Genomic DNA, 18,171 nt, shown 5'->3' with positions numbered 1-18,171 from the left:
GACGAGCGTGATGAGTGCTTCTACACCTTTGCCTCTGCGCGTCGCCATCATTGGCGCCGGGCAGGTTGCAGACAAAGTGCATGCCTCGTATTACGCCACGCGCAGTGATGTTCAAATGGTGGCTGTCATGGACAGCCGCCTTGAGCAGGCACAGGCGTTCGCGGAACGTTATGCCATTCCATCGGCATGGCAGGACGCTCACGAGATGTTGCAGAAAGTAAAACCGGATGTGGTGAGCGTCTGTTCGCCTAACCGGTTCCATTTTGAACATGTGATGGCGGCTCTCGAAGCGGGTTGCCATGTGATGTGTGAAAAGCCGCCGGCAATGACGCCGGAACAGGCCGACCAGATGCGCATCGCGGCGCGCAAGGCAGGAAAAGTCCTTGCGTATGATTTTCATCATCGCTTTGCCCTGGACACCCAGCTCCTGCGCGATGCGGTAATGAACGGCACACTCGGTGAAATTTACTTCACTTCCGCGCAGGCGCTGCGTCGCTGCGGTGTGCCGGGGTGGGGCGTTTTCACCAATAAATCGCTCCAGGGTGGCGGGCCGCTTATCGATATCGGCATTCATATGCTGGATGCTGCGATGTACGTGTTGGGCTTCCCGGCTGTGAAGCGGGTAACCGCACACAGCTTCCAGAGACTGGGGAACCGGAAACACACCGGTCAGTTTGGCGAATGGGATCCTACGCAGTTTACCGTGGAAGATGCCCTGTTTGGCACGATTGAATTCTGCAACGGCGGCGTTCTGCGTCTGGACACCTCCTTTGCGCTTAACATCCGCGAGCAGTCCATCATGAACGTCTCTTTCTGCGGTGATAAGGCAGGCGCAACGCTGTTCCCGGCGCATATCTATAACGACGAAGCCGGTGTTTTAGAAACCCTTATCCATCGTGAAGAGGCGGACGATCAGCGCCATCTGCGCAGTATGGATGCCTTCGTGCGTCATGTGCTGGGAGAGCACGTTATGATCGCTGACGCAGAACAGGGTCTGGTTATACAACAGCTTGTTGCCGCGCTTTATGAATCAGCAGAAACAGGGGAAAGCGTGACATTATGCTGAACGTGTCTGTATTAAACGATCCGGGCTTTTGTCCTCACAGCCTGAACAAATATGCCTCTGTCATGACATGCGGGAATGGCTACATAGGCATTCGCGCTACGCATGAAGAAGATTACACCCAGCAGACCAGAGGCATGTATCTCGCGGGGCTTTATCATTGCGCGGGTCGCAACGAGACTACTGAGCTGGTCAATCTGCCGGATATCACCGGTATTGATGTTGAGCTTGATGGCGTCAATTTCACGCTCCTGTCAGGCGAAATTCTTGAATGGCAGCGCGAGCTGGCCTTTGCTAACGGCGAACTGCATCGCAACGTTGTCTGGCGTGCACCCGACGGGAAACGTTATCGGCTGGAGAGCCGTCGTTTTGTTTCGCTGGACCAGTTGCCCTTAGTGGCAATGCAGTTCTCGATCACACCGCTTGATGGCGACGCTCAGGCCGTGCTGAAAACCGGCATAGATGCGACACAAACGAACAGCGGCAGACAGCATCTGGATGAAATCTCGGTCAGGGTCTTTGACCAGCATTACATGCAGGGCGTGTATGAAACGCAGGACCGGGCGTCTGAGATTGTGGTTTCGGCGTTTTGCCAGCTCTCGACGAAGAGCGACAGCTGTTTCACCGCCAAAAACCGCCGTCTCAGCGTGCATCATTCGCTGACGATTGCTCGAGGTGACACTGTCACGCTTGAAAAGATCGTCTGGGTGGCTCATCGTAGCGAGAAAGCGCTGTCGCAGGAGTCATTCGCGCGCAACGCGCTGGCCGATCTTAAAGTCTGTGCGGCAAGAGGTTATGAGGCGTTGCTTGAAAGCTCAGCGTATGCCTGGAAAGATGTCTGGCGCGACGCACGTGTGGAAGTGACTTCCACAGAGCAACAGGATCAGCTGGCGCTGGATTACGCCGTCTGGCATCTGACGACAATGACGCCTGCTCATGATGAGCGAAGCAGTATTGCGGCGAAAGGGCTGACGGGTGAGGGGTACAAGGGGCACGTCTTCTGGGATACCGAAATTTTCCTGCTGCCGTTCCATCTGTTTACCCGCCCGCAGATTGCCCGCAGCCTGCTACGCTATCGCTGGCTTAATCTGGCAGGCGCACGGGAAAAAGCGCGCCGTAACGGTTGGCCGGGTGCATTGTTCCCGTGGGAAAGTGCGGCCAGCGGACAGGAAGAGACGCCAGAATTCGCGGCAATCAACATCCGCACCGGGGTTCGCCAGAAGGTGGCTTCCGCACTCGCTGAACATCACATCGTGGCTGATATCGCCTGGGCCGTGGTCGCTTACTGGCAGGCAACACACGACGATGCCTTTATGCGGAATGAGGGGCTGACGCTACTGATGGAAACCGCTTCGTTCTGGATGGGACGCGCGACGGAAATCAATGGTCGTCTTGAGATCCATGACGTGATCGGACCGGATGAATACACCGAGCATGTCAACAACAACGCCTACACCAACTATCTGGCCTGGCACAACGTTGCCTGCGCGCGTCAGTTTATGGCGATGTTTGGCCGTGAAGATGCGCGTTTTACGGAGAATGCCGGGAAGTTCCTGGCGCGCCTGTGGCTGCCAGAGGCCGACGCAGACGGTGTGATCCCGCAGGATGATACCTTCATGGCAAAACCTGCCATCGATCTGAGCCGCTATAAAGCCAAAGCGGGTAAGCAAACCATTCTGCTTGATTACTCTCGCGCGGAAGTGAACGAGATGCAGATCCTGAAGCAGGCCGATGTGGTGATGCTTAACTACCTGCTGCCGGAACGGTTTACGCCGCAGCAATGTGCCGCCAATCTTGCGTTCTACGAGCCACGCACGATTCATGATTCATCCCTGAGTAAAGCCATTCACGGCATTGTGCTCGCACGCTGCGGTGACACCGAGGGGGCGTATGCCTTCTGGCGTGACGGTATCGCCATCGACCTGGGGGACGACCCACACAGCAGTGATGACGGTATTCATGCCGCCGCCACCGGTGCGATCTGGTTGGGCGCTATTCAGGGGTTTGCTGGCCTGCACATTAGCGAAGGGGAGCTGCATCTTGCACCGAAACTGCCTGTTCACTGGCAGAAACTCGCCTTCCCGCTGCGGTGGCGGGACGCAACAATGCACATTACCTGTGAAAATGACCAGTTAACCATTGAGACTACCGCACCTGTCACGTTGACGCTGTGGGGTAAAACGCTGCACGTATCAGGGCGAAAAGTCTGCGCGCATAAGGACTTTCTTGCACCTGTTAATGGGACCGCTACCACGGAGGGGCGCCATGACGCTTAACGCTGTTGTATTCGATCTGGACGGGGTGATCACCGATACCGCGCATCTTCACTTTCTGGCCTGGCGCGCCGTGGCGGAGGAGATTGGTATTACCTTCGATGAAGTATTTAACGAACAGCTGAAGGGAATTAGCCGTATGGACTCCCTCCAGCGCATTCTGAAACATGGCGGGAAAGAGGGGATGTTCAGTGACGAGCAGCGCCTGGCGCTGGCGACGAAAAAAAACGCGCTTTACGTCCAGTCGCTGGCATCACTGACGCAGGATTCGCTGCTCCCGGGTATTCGCGACGTGCTGGCGGATATTCGCGCCGCGAAGGTCAAAATTGGGCTGGCATCCGTATCGCTTAATGCCCCTGGGATTTTGCACGCGTTGGGCATTCATCAGGCTTTCGATTTTTGCGCCGATGCTTCGCGCATTTGCCGCTCAAAGCCGGACCCGGAGATCTTCCTTGCAGCCTGTAAAGGACTGAACGTGCGTCCTGAAGAGGCCATTGGTATCGAAGATGCCGCCGCAGGGGTAGATGCGATCAACGCTGCAGGAATGCTGTCGGTCGGGATTGGGCCTGGCCTGAACCATGCGGGATTACAACTTCATTCAACGCAGGAACTGACCTGGGAACGCCTGACGGCGTTCTGGGCATCCCGGGCGTATTGATAAGGAATTAATAATGGCTCAACTGTCTCTGAAACACATTCAGAAAATCTATGATAACCAGGTCCACGTGGTTAAGGATTTCAATCTCGAGATTGAAGATAAAGAATTTATCGTCTTCGTCGGTCCATCGGGCTGTGGGAAATCCACGACGTTGCGAATGATCGCCGGCCTTGAGGAGATCAGCGCAGGTGAACTGATTATTGACGGGGTTTGCATGAATGATGTTCCCGCCAAGTCCCGTGATATCGCAATGGTCTTCCAGAACTATGCGCTCTATCCGCATATGACGGTCTACGACAACATGGCGTTTGGTCTGAAGATGCAAAAAATAGCACCTTCCATCATCGAAGAACGTGTTAGCTGGGCGGCCCAGATCCTGGGTTTACGCGACTATCTCCAGCGTAAACCTGGCGCATTGTCAGGTGGTCAGCGTCAGCGCGTGGCGTTAGGCAGGGCGATAGTGCGTGAAGCAGGGGTCTTCCTGATGGATGAACCGCTGTCAAACCTCGATGCCAAGCTTCGTGTACAGATGCGCGCTGAAATCAGCAAGCTGCACCAGAAGCTCAACACCACCATGATTTACGTGACGCACGATCAGACGGAAGCCATGACGATGGCGACCCGTATTGTGATTTTAAAAGACGGCATCATTCAGCAGGTGGGCGCGCCGAAGCAGGTTTACAACGAGCCGGCGAATATGTTCGTTGCAGGCTTTATTGGTTCACCTGCGATGAACTTCATTCGTGGCGCGATCGACGACCGATACTTCGTGACGGAAACGCTGCGTCTGGAGATCCCGGAGGAGAAGCTGGCCGTACTGAATGCGCAAGGTTACCAGCGCAAAGCGGTCGTCTTTGGGATCCGTCCGGAAGACATTCTCACGCTACAGCGCAGCGGTGAAAACATCGCGGCGAAGATCAGCGTCGCTGAGCTGACTGGGGCAGAATTTATGCTTTATGCCAACGTGGGCGGGCATGAACTGGTTGTCCGTGCGGGAGCGGCGGATGATTACGTTGCAGGAGATAATATCGGCATCCAGTTCGATATGAGTAAGTGCCATTTCTTCGATGCTGATACTGAAGCAGCTATTAGATAAGAAAGGTATTCGCCGGAAATGAAAGTTTCCGGTTTTTTTGTATGTTAATTATAAAGGAATATTTTAATGAGTACTCTACTAAGAAGTGCTGCGCTCGTTCTGTGCGCAGGGGTAAGCTGCGCGCAAGCAACAGAGTCAACCAAACAGTGGGAATTTAATATTGGTGCCATGTATGAAATTGAAAACGTCGAAGGTCAGGGCGACGATAAAGATGGATTATATGAACCTTCCGTGTGGTTTAACGCCACATATGATGCGTGGACAATTTCACTGGCGATGTATCAGGAAGGCCCGGTTGATTACAGCAGCATGACGCGCGGCACCTATTTCGATCGTCCTGAGTTTGAATTACGGTATCGCTTCATTGGCACAGAGGATTTTACGCTGGGTCTTACGGGCGGTTTCCGTAATTATGGATATCATTTTAAAGATGAGCACGGTGCGAAAGACGGTAGTGCTAATATGCAGCGCTATAAAATTCAGCCTGACTGGGATGTGAAATTAACAGATGACTGGCGTTTTGGCGGTTGGTTTGCCATGTACCAGTTTGCGAATGACCTGGGAAAAACCGGTTATTCTGACAGCCGCGTCGAAACGGAAACCGGATTTACCTGGACAATAAACGAAACCGTCTCTGCAAAAGTTAACTACTATTTAGAGCGTGGCTTCAATATGGATAGTTCACGTAATAACGGTGAATTCTCCACCCAGGAGATTCGTGCCTACCTGCCTGTTTCATTAGGCCAGACAACGCTTACACCTTACACCCGTCTGGGGCTCGATCGCTGGTCAAACTGGGACTGGCAGGACGATCCAACTCGTGAAGGGCATGACTTCAATCGACTGGGTCTGCTCTATGCTTATGACTTTGCGAATGGCCTTTCCATGACGCTCGAGTATGCCTACGAATGGGAAAATCATGACGAAGGCGAAAGCGACCGCTTCCACTATGCGGGTGTCGGCGTCAATTACGCGTTCTGATGACGTTATACCAGGGGCGTTTGCCCCTGGTTTTTAGCGTAACGAAGCTGCATCTGAAAAATGTGTTTCAACCAATACCTTATGCGGCGCAGGTTTATCCGCAATACACCTGAACAACAAATCGCAGCTCTCTTCGCCCAGCTTTTTCGTGGGGATATCAAAGCCGCCTGGTGCAGGGGTTAAAATGAGAGATAGCATCGGGTCGCTGTATCCTGCCATTGCGACCTGTTCCGGGATCGCCAGATTTAGCGCATCCGCGGCACGATAAAGACTCAGCAATTTCATGCTGTCAGTCGCAAAAACCGCATCGGGCGGGTTGTCTGAGGAGAGTAGCTGGCAGGCCGCCTGAAGCGCGCTTTCATGGGTATAGCCGCCATCGATAACCCAGGTCGGGTTAATTTCGATACCGTGTTTCTCAAGGCTGAATTTATAACCCGCCAGGCGATCGATAGAGACGTGATAATCGAGCGGGGCATGCAGACAGGCAATTTTGGTGCGGCCATGCGTGATAAACGAGTCTGTTAATATGGCGCTGTCGCGGAAATTATCCGTGTCGACAGAGTAGATATTCTGGTAATTTCCTTCCACTTTACCAATGACGACCACGGGCACACCGTATTCATCCAGCGTCGAGAAAAACGACTCGTTCGCCGGCGAGCTTAGCATGATGATGCCTTTGATCATCTTCTGCTTTATTTTACCCACGCATTTTTGCAGATCATCTTCACTGCTTTTGGACGTTTGTAAAATAACATCAAAACCTTCTTCTTCTGCTTTTGCCGTAATGGCATGCAGTACATCTGAGAAAAAGGGATTTCCTGCAGTGGTCTTGGTTGAGCGGGTCGAAATAACCATAATGGCGTCGAAGCCAGAAGAGGTGAGTGCGCGGGCAAGTTTATTAGGTTGGTAATTTAACTCATCTATCGCCTTCAACACCTTTTCACGCGCTTCAGGAGAAATATTCGTTTGTTTATTCAGAACGCGTGACACGGTTGATTTCGAAACGCCAGCAACGCGGGCAATATCATAGATGGTGGGTGACATACACCTTACTCACTCCAGACGGACAGCAATTGCGTCCATCTTACTGGAGAGAAAACGGCAATAGCAATAATTAAGAATTGATAATCAACGATCTGCCCCAATTTACTGTATTCTGAAGTGACTTTGTTCAGGGTTCCAGACAATGAAGGACGGCGATGAAGCGACTTAAAAACGAATTCAATTCTCTGGTGAACCGTGGCGTTGATCGCCATCTGCGTCTTGCCGTTACCGGGCTGAGCCGCAGCGGTAAGACGGCATTCATTACGGCGATGGTCAATCAGCTGTTGAACCTGCATGCTGGGGCGCGCCTGCCACTGCTTAGCGCGGTGCGCGAGGAGCGATTGTTAGGCGTAAAACGCGTACCGCAACGTGATTTTGGCATCCCCCGTTTCACCTATGATGAAGGTCTGGCACAGTTATACGGGGAGCCTCCCGCCTGGCCCACCCCGACGCGTGGCGTGAGCGAAATTCGCCTTGCGCTTCGTTTTCGCTCGAATGAATCCCTGATGCGTCACTTCAAAGAAACGTCCACGCTGTATCTCGAAATTGTGGATTATCCGGGAGAATGGCTGCTCGATTTACCGATGCTGGCGCAGGATTACCTGAGCTGGTCCCGGCAGATGACCGGTCTGTTGCAGGGGCAGCGGGCAGAGTGGTCGACCAAATGGCGCCAGCTTTGCGAAGGGCTGGATCCGCTGGCACCGGCGGATGAAAACCGTCTGGCTGTCATAGCCCAGGCCTGGACGGATTACCTGCATCAGTGCAAGCAGGAAGGGCTGCATTTTATTCAGCCTGGCCGTTTTGTTCTGCCGGGAGATCTAGCCGGTGCTCCCGCGCTACAGTTTTTCCCGTGGCCGGACGTTGACCGCATCGGCGAATCGAAGCTGGCACAGGCAGACAAGACCACCAACGCCGGTATGCTCCGCGAGCGATACAATTATTACTGTGAGAAGGTGGTTAAGGGTTTTTATAAAAATCATTTTTTACGCTTTGACCGCCAGATCGTGCTGGTGGACTGCCTGCAACCCCTCAACAGCGGGCCGCAGGCGTTCAATGATATGCGGCTGGCGCTGACGCAGCTGATGCAAAGTTTTCATTATGGCCAGCGTACGCTGTTTCGCCGTTTATTCTCGCCGGTCATCGACAAGCTGCTGTTTGCCGCCACAAAAGCTGATCATGTGACGGTCGATCAGCACGCCAACATGGTATCCCTACTGCAACAGCTGGTACAGGATGCCTGGCAGAACGCGGCGTTCGAAGGGATTAGTATGGATTGTCTGGGTCTGGCGTCCGTACAGGCTACGCAGAGTGGGTTGATTGACGTGAATGGCGAGAAAATTCCGGCCCTGCGGGGCAACCGACTCAGCGACGGTGAGCCGCTCACGGTCTATCCGGGCGAAGTTCCCCCACGTCTGCCGGGCCAGGCTTTCTGGCAAAGCCAGGGTTTTCAGTTCGAAGACTTCCGTCCGCAGAGCATGAACGTTGACCAGCCATTGCCGCATATCCGTCTGGATGCCGCGCTGGAGTTTTTAATTGGAGATAAATTGCGATGACGGAACCGTTAAAACCCCGCATTGATTTTACCGGCCAGCTTGAGCAGTCCCCGCATGAGGCGTTTAAAACAGCGCAAACCTTCAGCGGTCCGCAGGCCGACAACTTTGCTCCCGTGCTGGCAGAGGAGCCGTTGGTTGAAGAGGGGCAGGCGGAAGCGGTCGTTGATGCGGCACTGCGCCCGAAACGCAGCCTGTGGCGTAAGATGGTGACCGCCGGGTTAGCCCTTTTTGGTGTGAGCGTAATTGGTCAGGGCGTGCAGTGGGGCGTCAATGCCTGGCAAACCCAGGACTGGGTAGCGCTGGGGGGATGCGCCGCCGGGGCGTTGATCGTTGGTGCGGGCGTCGGCTCGGTCGTGACCGAGTGGCGTCGCCTCTGGCGTCTGCGTCAGCGTGCGCACGAACGCGATGAAGCGCGGGATCTGCTGCACAGTCACGGCACCGGAAAAGGGCGTGCTTTTTGTGAAAAGCTTGCGGCTCAGGCCGGGATAGATCACTCTCACCCGGCGCTTCAGCGCTGGTATGCGGCGATCCACGAAACCCAGAATGACCAGGAAGTGGTCACGCTCTATGCGCACATTGTTCAGCCGGTACTGGATGCGCAGGCTCGTCGTGAGATCAGCCGCTCGGCGGCGGAATCCACCCTGATGATTGCCGTCAGTCCGCTGGCGATGGTGGACATGGCCTTTATCGCCTGGCGCAACCTGCGCCTCATCAACCGCATCGCCAGGCTGTATGGCATTGAGCTTGGCTATTACAGCCGACTGCGCCTGTTCAAACTGGTGTTGCTGAATATCGCCTTCGCCGGGGCAAGCGAACTGGTGCGGGAGGTCGGGATGGACTGGATGTCGCAGGATCTTGCGGCGCGTCTCTCTGCCCGGGCGGCGCAGGGGATTGGTGCCGGTCTGCTGACGGCACGCTTAGGAATAAAAGCGATGGAGGTTTGTCGTCCACTCCCCTGGATCGATGGCGATAAGCCGCGGCTGGGGGATTTCCGTCGCGAATTGATTGGTCAGCTTAAAGAGACGCTCAATAAAAAACCTGCTCAGTGAGGTTTCGTTTACTAATCGTGCGGGCTGTCAATATTTGTTGACAGCCACCTTCCCGAATACCGTGATCTGACATATCATTTTACTGTTATTGGCTTAAACGGTGAATTTCCCATGCGTCTGGAAGTCTTTTGTGAGGACCGTCTCGGTCTGACCCGCGAGTTACTCGATCTTCTTGTTTTACGTAGCATTGATTTACGTGGCATAGAGATCGACCCTGTCGGGCGAATTTACCTCAATTTTGCCGAAATTGAATTTAATACCTTCAGTAGCCTGATGGCCGAAATCCGCCGTATCGCTGGCGTTACGGATGTACGCACCATCCCCTGGATGCCATCCGAGCGGGAACACCTTGCGCTGAGCGCACTGCTGGAAGCAATGCCGGAGCCGTTTCTCTCTCTCGATCTGAAAAACAAAGTCGAGCGCGTTAACCAGGCCAGTTGCCAGCTGTTTGCGCAGACTCAGGAAAAGCTAATCGGTCATCACGCCACGCAATTGATCCCAGGTTTTAATTTCCAGCGCTGGCTGGACAGCAACCCGCAAAATACCCATAGCGAGCACGTCGTCATCAATGGACAGAATTTCCTGATGGAGATCACGCCGGTCTACCTGAAAGGGGAAAATGCCGCGCGGGTGCTCACCGGCGCGGTAATCATGCTGCGCTCTACGGTGCGCATGGGACGCCAGTTACAGAACCTTTCCAGCCAGGACGTAGGCGCATTCAGCCAGATTATTGCGGTGAGCCCGAAGATGCGTCACGTGCTCGACCAGGCGCGCAAGCTGGCAAATCTTACGGCACCGCTGCTGATTACCGGGGATACCGGTACGGGGAAAGATCTGCTGGCGCATGCTGTGCACATGGCCAGCCCGCGTGCGGCAAAACCGTATCTGGCGCTGAACTGCGCGTCTATTCCTGAAGATGCGGTGGAAAGTGAACTGTTCGGGCATGCGCCGGAAGGCAAAAAAGGCTTCTTTGAACAGGCGAATGGCGGCTCGGTGTTGCTGGACGAGATTGGTGAAATGTCGCCACGCATGCAGGCGAAACTGCTGCGTTTTCTCAATGACGGCACGTTCCGCCGCGTGGGGGAAGATCATGAAGTGCACGTGGATGTACGCGTCATCTGTGCCACCCAGAAAAACCTGGTGGAGCTGGTGCAGAAAGGGGTATTCCGCGAAGATCTCTACTATCGTCTCAACGTTCTGACGCTTAATATTCCGCCGCTGCGCGATTGCCCGCAGGACATCATGCCGTTGACGGAACTCTTCGTCGCCCGTTTTGCCGACGAGCAGGGCGTGCCGCGTCCGAAGCTCTCTGCCGACCTGGGTACCGTGCTGACGCGTTACGGCTGGCCGGGCAATATTCGTCAGCTAAAAAATGCGGTCTATCGCGCATTAACTCAGCTTGAAGGGTATGAACTGCGTCCTCAGGATATTCTGTTGCCGGATTACGATGCCGGGACGGTCTCGGTAGGCGAAGAGGCAATGGAAGGCTCGCTGGATGACATCACCAGCCGTTTCGAGCGTTCGGTGTTAACGCAGCTTTATCGCAGCTATCCGAGCACGCGCAAGCTGGCTAAACGTCTTGGGGTGTCACATACCGCGATTGCGAATAAGCTGCGCGAGTATGGGTTAAATCAGAAGAAGGGTGACGAATAAATAAAAAAGCCTCTTTGCAGAGGCTTTTTTACGTTTAGGCTTTAAGTGCCTCAAGTGCAGCGGTGTAATCCGGTTCGGTAGTGATTTCGTTAACCAGCTCACTGAAAACAACGTTGTCGTTTTCGTCGATCACCAGCACCGCACGAGCAGCCAGACCTTTCAGCGCGCCTTCGGAAATGGCAACACCGTATTTTTCCAGGAAATCGGGGCTACGCAGAGTGGAAAGGGTGATGACGTTGCTCAGGCCTTCAGCGCCGCAGAAACGAGACTGGGCAAACGGCAGGTCAGCAGAAATGCACAGCACCACGGTGTTGTCCATTTCGGTCGCCAGCTGGTTGAATTTACGCACTGATGCAGCACAAACGCCAGTATCGATGCTTGGGAAAATGTTCAGGACTTTACGTTTGCCAGCAAACTGGCTCAGCGTGACGTCAGACAGATCTTTAGCCACCAGAGTAAAAGGCTGTGCTTTGCTGCCAGACTGTGGGATGGAACCTGCAACAGCAACCGGGTTGCCCTGGAAATGAACGAGTTGTGACATAGATATCTTCCTGTTTACAAATAGTTAACGTCGTGGCTAGTGTATGTCATCCGCAGTTAGCACGGCAAACCAATTTTCTGCCTTTCCGGCCTGCAAGGAGTCAGTGATGAGAAGCGTTAAGGTCTATGAAGAAGCCTGGCCATTGCACACCCCGTTTGTGATCTCGCGTGGCAGCCGTAATGAGGCCTGTGTGGTCGTGGTTGAATGTGAAGAGGACGGCGTAAAAGGCGTCGGGGAATGTACCCCTTATCCTCGCTACGGAGAAAGCCTGGCGTCAGTCATGGCGCAAATTATGACGGTGGTGCCCGAGTTGCAGGCGGGCCTGACGCGTGAGGCTCTTCAGCAGAGGTTGCCGGCCGGCGCGGCACGTAACGCGATTGACTGCACACTCTGGAGTCTGGAAGCGGCGAAACAACAAAAACCGCTACCTTCGCTGCTGGACGTTACGCTGCCGCAATCGATCGTCACCGCGCAAACGGTGGTCATCGGTGAACCAGAGCAAATGGCGGCCAGCGCCCAGGCGCTATATGCAACCGGTGCAACCTTATTAAAGGTGAAGCTCGACGATCGTCTGATTAGCGAACGCATGGTCGCCATTCGTGCGGCGGTACCTGATGCCACCCTTATCGTCGATGCAAACGAATCATGGCACAGCGAAGGGCTGGCAGCCCGTTGTCAGCTGCTTGCCGATCTGGGCATTGCCATGCTGGAGCAGCCCCTCCCGGCAGAAGACGATGCCGCGCTGGCGAATTTTATTCATCCGCTTCCCGTCTGTGCAGACGAAAGCTGTCATACCCGTGAGAGCCTGTCAGCCCTCAAGGGCCGCTACGAGATGGTGAACATCAAGCTGGATAAAACGGGTGGGTTAACCGAGGCCCTGGCACTGGCACAAGATGCCCAGGCGCAAGGCTTTTCCCTGATGCTGGGCTGTATGTTGTGCACGTCCAGAGCGATCGGTGCTGCACTCCCGCTGGTGAACAGCGTGCGTTTTGCCGATCTGGATGGCCCAACCTGGCTGGCGGTTGACGTTTCACCCGCCCTGAGTTTTACCTCCGGCGTACTTCATCTTTGAGGCTGCCAGCGCAGAAGATCTGTCATCGCTCTGAGGTATTTTTCACTCGCTTCATCCGAGGAAATAGGCGGAAACTCTGCGGTGATACAGTGAAGACTGAGGTCCGCGCACCAGCTGCCAAACGACCCGGGCGTTTCATACCCGACGCTGGTTACCAGAGGTAGAGCAAACGCATCCGCCAGCCACTGCCCGAGCGCTGTATGACGAGGATCTTCAATACAGGCGAGGGGATCGTGGAAAGAGACAACCCAGGCCGGGTGGATCTTATGAATAAGCTGACACAGCGCCTGGGTTTCGGGCTCGGAACCCGGTTTTTCTCCCGTAAGCAGGACCACATCTCGTTCCTGCGCCGAACTGTTCCAGCGATACACCGTTTCACCGGCACGCCAGTTTGCTGCCGGAAAGTTCCTGTTAAGGTCAACGCCTCGTGCATTCGCCCGTAATCCAAGCTGGCATCCGTCCGGGTTGACGGTCAAAATCACATGATGTCGTCGTAAATCGGGGGCCAGCGTACGTAGCGCGCACGAAAGCGTCACGATGGACGAGTTTTCATCGCCATGTGTGCCCGCAATGATTAAGCCGCTTGTGCGATCGGGCTCGGGAGCCGGAAACCAGATCAGTGGGGCGCCTAAAAATGAGCGGCCATAATGTTCAGTCCCGGGCGGGAAGGCGCCGCGTTCCGTTCTTGGTCGGGTGGTTGCCATAATAAACCCTGATGATGAAGTCGCTTCTGGCAGTGTTGTGCAAAACCCGCGCTTAATCAAATAGTTTCCGTCTGTGTGTAAAATTGCCTGACATCAACTTTCCTGAGGAAGCATTTGCATTTCTCCGTTTCGAAACAAATAATTACGCATCTGCCTGTTACCTGACATCATTAAGGGGATCGTATGAAGCATCCTGTTTCGCTTCTTTGTACTGCGCTGTGGCTGTGCGGGTTTTCTTCACTTTCATATGCCGCGGAGGTTCCCAGGGGAACGGAGCTGGCGCAAAAGCAGGAGCTGGTTCGACACATTAAAGATGAACCCGCCTCGCTCGATCCGGCAAAAGCGGTGGGTTTACCCGAGATACAGGTGATCCGCGACCTTTATGAAGGGCTGGTGAATCAGAACGAAAAAGGGGAGCTGGTTCCCGGCGTGGCGACGCGCTGGCAGAGCAACGATAACCGTGTCTGGACGTTTACGTTGCGGGATAACGCGAAGTGGTCTGACGGTACCCCTGTGACGGCACAAGATTTTGTCTACAGCTGGCGTCGTCTGGTTGATCCTAAAACTACGTCACCTTTCGCCTGGTTTGCAGCGCTGGCGGGTATTAATAATGCGCAGGCCATTATCGATGGTAAAGCTGCACCGGAAACGCTCGGCGTGACGGCAGTCGATGCTAAAACGCTGCGCGTGCAGCTGGATAAACCGCTGCCATGGTTCAGCAACCTCACGGCTAGCTTTGCGTTCTATCCTGTTCAAAAGGCAAACGTGGAAAGCGGTAAAGAATGGACGCGCCCTGGCGCGCTCATCGGCAACGGTGCGTATGTGCTGAAAGATCGCGTGGTGAATGAAAAACTGGTGGTTGAGCCGAATACTCACTACTGGGATAACGCCAACACGGTGCTTAAAAAAGTCACCTTTGTGCCAATCAACCAGGAGTCCTCAGCGACCAAACGCTATCTGGCGGGCGATATCGATATTACAGAATCGTTTCCGAAAAACATGTACCAGAAGCTGCTTAAAGATATTCCGGGACAGGTTTATACACCGCCACAGCTTGGGACCTATTACTACGCGTTTAACACACAAAAAGGCCCAACTGCGGATGCCCGCGTACGTCTGGCGCTCAGCATGACTATCGACAGACGTATTATGGCTGAAAAAGTCCTGGGAACCGGTGAGAAACCGGCCTGGCATTTCACTCCCGATGTCACTGCCGGTTTTACACCGGAAATCTCGCCATTTGAGCAGATGTCGCAGCAGGAGCTAAATGCTCAGGCGAAAACGTTATTACAGGCGGCAGGCTATGGTCCCCAGCGCCCGCTGAAATTAACGCTGCTGTACAACACGTCTGAAAACCACCAGAAAATCGCCATTGCCGTCGCATCTATGTGGAAGAAAAATCTGGGTGTTGACGTTAAGTTGCAGAATCAGGAATGGAAGACCTACATCGACAGCCGCAATACCGGGAATTTCGACGTGATCCGTGCGTCGTGGGTAGGGGATTATAATGAGCCGTCGACATTCCTGTCGCTGCTGACGTCCTCTCACACCGGCAACATCTCACGGTTCAACGACCCTGCTTACGATAAGATTATTCATCAGGCGACGCTCGAAACCACTGAAAAAGCGCGTAATGCAGACTACAACATGGCCGAGAAGATCCTCGCCGAGAAAGCGCCGATAGCCCCTATTTATCAATACACCAATGGCCGCCTCATTAAGCCCTGGGTTAAAGGGTATCCGATAAATAACCCAGAGGATGTTGCGTACAGTCGTACAATGTATATTGAAAAGCATTAAAAAAACAGGAAAGGCGCTTAAGTGGTTTTGGCAAATAGCCGTACATCGCTTAAGCGCCTGAACTCACGGTTCATGGTACCTACAGGCTAGTTATTATCAAAATTCCTTTCATAAAAAATCATTTATTCTTTTGATGAATGCTTCGAACGACATCTCTTTTCCAGTTTATTGAAAAGCGTGCAAGCATTTATACATCCTCCATGTAATAGCTTAATTCCTGCTATTTAAAACCTGACTTTTGTCCGATTTAGGATTTTTCCATATTCAGGAGGTTTATTGAATAAGATGATATGTCTCTGCGATTTTGCAGCTGATGCTTAAATCAGCATTGATATAAATCAATTATTCAACGACAGGTGGCAATGAATTCAATATTCTCTATCAAGGCAGACGTTCCTGCTAATCTATTGTGAATAAATGGTTAATACTTTCTGCGTGCCACTTATATCTGGAATTTATAAATACTACTGATTAGTGGAAAATTCTTAAGAAAAATCCATATACAGATCTTTGATCTGAAAAGTTGATCATGAATGGGCTTTTGCTCTAATATGGTTTTGTAAAGACCCGTCACTCACTTAACTCGTATTTCTTGCAAAGAAAGGGACTGCTATGGCCGATTCATTTCAGAATGAGGTGCCCAAGGCACGCATAAATTTAAAACTGGCGCTGCATACAGGCGGCGCGCAGAAGAAAGTCGAACTGCCGCTTAAACTTCTCACTGTCGGTGATTTCAGTAATGGAAAAGAGAATCGTCCATTGTCCGAAAGGAAGAAAATCAACGTCAACAAAAATAACTTTAATAGCGTACTTTCGGAATTTAACCCGGAGGTTAATCTGACGGTGCCTAACACCATGGCTGTCGATGGTTCGGAGGAAAGTATAAAACTGAATTTCTCCGATATTAAGGATTTCGAACCTGAACAGGTTGCCCGCCAGATCCCCCAGCTCCGCGCCATGCTGGCCATGCGTAATTTATTACGCGACCTCAAATCCAATCTTCTTGATAACGCCACTTTCAGAAAAGAACTCGAGAAAATTCTTAAGGACCCGGCGCTGTCTCAGGAATTACGCGACGAAATGAGTGCACTGGCCCCGAAATAAGCGGCATGTGTAATTTAATGGATTAACCGGGAATATGCTGATGTCTGTGAATAGTGAAACCGCCTCCGCGCAGGGGCAGACCATCGTACTGGAAAAAGAGGGCGTTTACGCCTCCCTGTTTGAAAAAATCAACCTGACTCCGGCCTCGAGCCTGGGTGATATCAATGCGTTTCTGGATGATGCCGCGCTTTCTGACGCGCCGGCGGGTGAACGCCTGACGGCGGCGATGCAGGTGTTTATGGACTGCATCCGTAAATCCGGTCAGCCCGTGGAGAAGCTCGACAAAACGCTGATTGACCACCATATCGCCGAACTGGATTTCCAGATCAGCCGTCAGCTGGATGCCGTAATGCATCACCAGGCGTTCCAGAAGGTGGAGTCCCTGTGGCGCGGCCTGAAGCAGCTGGTGGACAACACCGACTACCGCCAGAATGTGAAAACCGAAATTCTGGACGTCTCCAAGGACGACCTGCGCCAGGATTTTGAGGATGCACCGGAACTGATCCAGAGCGGCCTCTACTGGCACACCTATACCGCCGAATACGACACCCCGGGCGGCGAGCCGATTGGCTCAGTGATTTCATCCTATGAATTTGACGCCAGTCCGCAGGATGTGGCGCTGCTGCGCAACATCTCGAAAGTGTCTGCCGCCGCACATATGCCGTTTATTGGCTCTGTCGGGCCGAAATTCTTCCTGAAAGTCTCTATGGAAGAGGTTGCTGCGATTAAGGATATCGGCAACTACTTCGACCGCGCTGAATACATCAAGTGGAAATCCTTCCGCGATACTGACGACGCCCGCTACATCGGCCTCGTGATGCCGCGCGTGCTGGGGCGTCTGCCGTATGGCCCGGACACCGTACCGGTGCGCAGCTTTAACTACGTTGAGCAGGTGAAAGGCCCGGATCACGAGAAATACCTGTGGACCAGCGCGTCGTTCTCCTTCGCGTCAAACATGGTGAAGAGCTTCATCAATAACGGCTGGTGCGTGCAAATCCGTGGCCCGCAGGCGGGCGGGGCGGTGAAAGATCTGCCTATTCATCTGTACGATTTGGGTACCGGCAACCAGGTGAAAATCCCGTCTGAGGTGATGATCCCGGAGACCCGCGAGTTTGAGTTTGCCAACCTCGGCTTTATTCCGCTCTCGTATTACAAAAACCGCGACTATGCCTGCTTCTTCTCGGCGAACTCCGCGCAGAAACCGGCGCTGTACGACACCGCAGATGCCACGGCCAACAGCCGCATCAACGCCCGTCTGCCGTACATCTTCCTGCTGTCGCGTATTGCGCACTATCTGAAGCTCATCCAGCGCGAGAACATCGGCACCACCAAGGACCGCCGCCTGCTGGAGCTGGAGCTGAATACCTGGGTGCGTAGTCTGGTGACGGAAATGACCGATCCGGGCGATGAGTTGCAGGCATCTCATCCGCTGCGTGACGCGAAGGTGGTGGTGGAAGATATCGAAGACAACCCGGGCTTCTTCCGCGTGAAGCTGTTTGCGGTGCCGCACTTCCAGGTGGAAGGCATGGATGTGAATCTGTCTCTGGTGAGCCAGATGCCGAAAGCGAAAGCGTAAGGCG

15 protein-coding genes are annotated in these 18,171 nt (G+C 53.6%); 12 read left to right on the top strand and 3 right to left on the bottom strand.

Going from position 1 to position 18,171, the window contains the following annotated elements; all coding sequences use genetic code 11:
- The first annotated feature begins 7 nt into the window (after nt 1-7).
- The 5 genes from IM282_RS00940 (at nt 8) to IM282_RS00920 (ending at nt 6,071) form a co-directional block, all read left to right on the top strand.
- Nucleotides 8-1,066 carry a Gfo/Idh/MocA family protein gene (locus IM282_RS00940; protein ID WP_088581801.1) on the top strand — a complete coding sequence of 353 codons (1,059 nt, stop codon included), beginning with the start codon at nt 8-10 and terminating at the stop codon, nt 1,064-1,066.
- Complete coding sequence (locus IM282_RS00935; protein WP_192970017.1) at nt 1,060-3,339, top strand: glycoside hydrolase family 65 protein; 2,280 nt, start codon at nt 1,060-1,062, stop codon at nt 3,337-3,339. The genes IM282_RS00940 and IM282_RS00935 overlap by 7 nt, the downstream gene beginning before the upstream one ends.
- The gene (pgmB, locus tag IM282_RS00930) at nt 3,329-3,994 is read left to right on the top strand and encodes a beta-phosphoglucomutase (protein WP_022648295.1); all 666 of its coding nucleotides are present in this window, start codon (nt 3,329-3,331) and stop codon (nt 3,992-3,994) included. Before IM282_RS00935 ends, pgmB begins: the two co-directional genes overlap by 11 nt.
- A 13-nt stretch (nt 3,995-4,007) precedes the next feature.
- Nucleotides 4,008-5,090 (top strand): ABC transporter ATP-binding protein, encoded by a 1,083-nt coding sequence (locus IM282_RS00925; protein WP_022648294.1) that lies wholly within the window; start codon nt 4,008-4,010, stop codon nt 5,088-5,090.
- Nucleotides 5,091-5,156: 66 nt separating this feature from the next.
- Complete coding sequence (locus IM282_RS00920) at nt 5,157-6,071, top strand: OmpG family monomeric porin (RefSeq protein WP_023300241.1); 915 nt, start codon at nt 5,157-5,159, stop codon at nt 6,069-6,071.
- A 33-nt stretch (nt 6,072-6,104) separates the two neighbouring features.
- Here the strand turns inward: IM282_RS00920 and IM282_RS00915 are convergent, their stop codons facing one another.
- Entirely contained in the window at nt 6,105-7,115 is a 1,011-nt protein-coding gene (locus IM282_RS00915) for a LacI family DNA-binding transcriptional regulator (RefSeq protein ID WP_022648292.1), read from the bottom strand.
- A 155-nt stretch (nt 7,116-7,270) separates the two neighbouring features.
- Here IM282_RS00915 and IM282_RS00910 point away from each other — a divergent pair, with 155 nt between their 5' ends.
- The 3 genes from IM282_RS00910 to tyrR all read left to right on the top strand — a co-directional run bounded on the left by IM282_RS00910 (nt 7,271) and on the right by tyrR (nt 11,370).
- Entirely contained in the window at nt 7,271-8,668 is a 1,398-nt protein-coding gene (locus tag IM282_RS00910; protein ID WP_022648291.1) for a YcjX family protein, read from the top strand.
- The gene (locus IM282_RS00905; protein WP_023306373.1) at nt 8,665-9,717 is read left to right on the top strand and encodes a YcjF family protein; all 1,053 of its coding nucleotides are present in this window, start codon (nt 8,665-8,667) and stop codon (nt 9,715-9,717) included. The genes IM282_RS00910 and IM282_RS00905 overlap by 4 nt, the downstream gene beginning before the upstream one ends.
- Nucleotides 9,718-9,828: 111 nt before the next feature.
- Nucleotides 9,829-11,370, top strand: a complete 1,542-nt coding sequence (gene tyrR / locus IM282_RS00900) for a transcriptional regulator TyrR (protein ID WP_023300239.1) — start codon at nt 9,829-9,831, stop codon at nt 11,368-11,370.
- 34 nt (nt 11,371-11,404) lie between these two features.
- Here tyrR and tpx read toward each other — a convergent pair whose 3' ends face one another.
- Nucleotides 11,405-11,911 carry a thiol peroxidase gene (gene tpx / locus IM282_RS00895; protein WP_003856889.1) on the bottom strand — a complete coding sequence of 169 codons (507 nt, stop codon included), beginning with the start codon at nt 11,909-11,911 and terminating at the stop codon, nt 11,405-11,407.
- 106 nt (nt 11,912-12,017) lie between these two features.
- Between tpx and ycjG the strand changes: the two genes are divergently transcribed.
- The gene (ycjG, locus tag IM282_RS00890) at nt 12,018-12,983 is read left to right on the top strand and encodes an L-Ala-D/L-Glu epimerase (RefSeq protein ID WP_192970016.1); all 966 of its coding nucleotides are present in this window, start codon (nt 12,018-12,020) and stop codon (nt 12,981-12,983) included.
- Here ycjG and mpaA read toward each other — a convergent pair.
- Entirely contained in the window at nt 12,974-13,687 is a 714-nt protein-coding gene (gene mpaA / locus IM282_RS00885) for a murein tripeptide amidase MpaA (protein WP_022648287.1), read from the bottom strand. The two genes, ycjG and mpaA, sit on opposite strands and share 10 nt — an antisense overlap.
- A 183-nt stretch (nt 13,688-13,870) precedes the next feature.
- Here mpaA and IM282_RS00880 point away from each other — a divergent pair, with 183 nt between their 5' ends.
- The 3 genes from IM282_RS00880 to tssC all read left to right on the top strand — a co-directional run bounded on the left by IM282_RS00880 (nt 13,871) and on the right by tssC (nt 18,167).
- Entirely contained in the window at nt 13,871-15,487 is a 1,617-nt protein-coding gene (locus IM282_RS00880) for an ABC transporter substrate-binding protein (RefSeq protein WP_022648286.1), read from the top strand.
- A 612-nt stretch (nt 15,488-16,099) separates the two neighbouring features.
- A complete protein-coding gene (gene tssB / locus IM282_RS00875; protein ID WP_023300236.1) occupies nt 16,100-16,591 on the top strand; it encodes a type VI secretion system contractile sheath small subunit in 492 nt (163 codons plus the stop codon).
- A 34-nt stretch (nt 16,592-16,625) separates the two neighbouring features.
- On the top strand, nt 16,626-18,167 hold the full coding sequence (gene tssC, locus IM282_RS00870; RefSeq protein ID WP_370553490.1) for a type VI secretion system contractile sheath large subunit: 1,542 nt from the start codon (nt 16,626-16,628) through the stop codon (nt 18,165-18,167).
- Nucleotides 18,168-18,171: the final 4 nt, after the last annotated feature.

Source organism: Enterobacter cloacae complex sp. P29RS, assembly GCF_014893445.1.
Classification (GTDB): Bacteria; Pseudomonadota; Gammaproteobacteria; order Enterobacterales; family Enterobacteriaceae; genus Enterobacter; species Enterobacter intestinihominis.
The sequence above is the reverse complement of the archived record's forward strand: the minus strand, read 5'-3'. Positions and strand labels throughout refer to the sequence as shown.

Bases quoted from the DNA above. Each gene is read 5' to 3' on its own strand.
- IM282_RS00935 (WP_192970017.1), top strand. From the start codon at position 1,060: ATGCTGAACGTGTCTGTATTAAACGATCCGGGCTTTTGTCCTCACAGC.
- pgmB (WP_022648295.1), top strand. From the start codon at position 3,329: ATGACGCTTAACGCTGTTGTATTCGATCTGGACGGGGTGATCACCGAT.
- IM282_RS00925 (WP_022648294.1), top strand. From the start codon at position 4,008: ATGGCTCAACTGTCTCTGAAACACATTCAGAAAATCTATGATAACCAG.
- IM282_RS00920 (WP_023300241.1), top strand. From the start codon at position 5,157: ATGAGTACTCTACTAAGAAGTGCTGCGCTCGTTCTGTGCGCAGGGGTA.
- IM282_RS00915 (WP_022648292.1), bottom strand. From the start codon at position 7,115: ATGTCACCCACCATCTATGATATTGCCCGCGTTGCTGGCGTTTCGAAA.
- IM282_RS00910 (WP_022648291.1), top strand. From the start codon at position 7,271: ATGAAGCGACTTAAAAACGAATTCAATTCTCTGGTGAACCGTGGCGTT.
- IM282_RS00905 (WP_023306373.1), top strand. From the start codon at position 8,665: ATGACGGAACCGTTAAAACCCCGCATTGATTTTACCGGCCAGCTTGAG.
- tyrR (WP_023300239.1), top strand. From the start codon at position 9,829: ATGCGTCTGGAAGTCTTTTGTGAGGACCGTCTCGGTCTGACCCGCGAG.
- tpx (WP_003856889.1), bottom strand. From the start codon at position 11,911: ATGTCACAACTCGTTCATTTCCAGGGCAACCCGGTTGCTGTTGCAGGT.
- ycjG (WP_192970016.1), top strand. From the start codon at position 12,018: ATGAGAAGCGTTAAGGTCTATGAAGAAGCCTGGCCATTGCACACCCCG.
- mpaA (WP_022648287.1), bottom strand. From the start codon at position 13,687: ATGGCAACCACCCGACCAAGAACGGAACGCGGCGCCTTCCCGCCCGGG.
- IM282_RS00880 (WP_022648286.1), top strand. From the start codon at position 13,871: ATGAAGCATCCTGTTTCGCTTCTTTGTACTGCGCTGTGGCTGTGCGGG.
- tssB (WP_023300236.1), top strand. From the start codon at position 16,100: ATGGCCGATTCATTTCAGAATGAGGTGCCCAAGGCACGCATAAATTTA.
- tssC (WP_370553490.1), top strand. From the start codon at position 16,626: ATGCTGATGTCTGTGAATAGTGAAACCGCCTCCGCGCAGGGGCAGACC.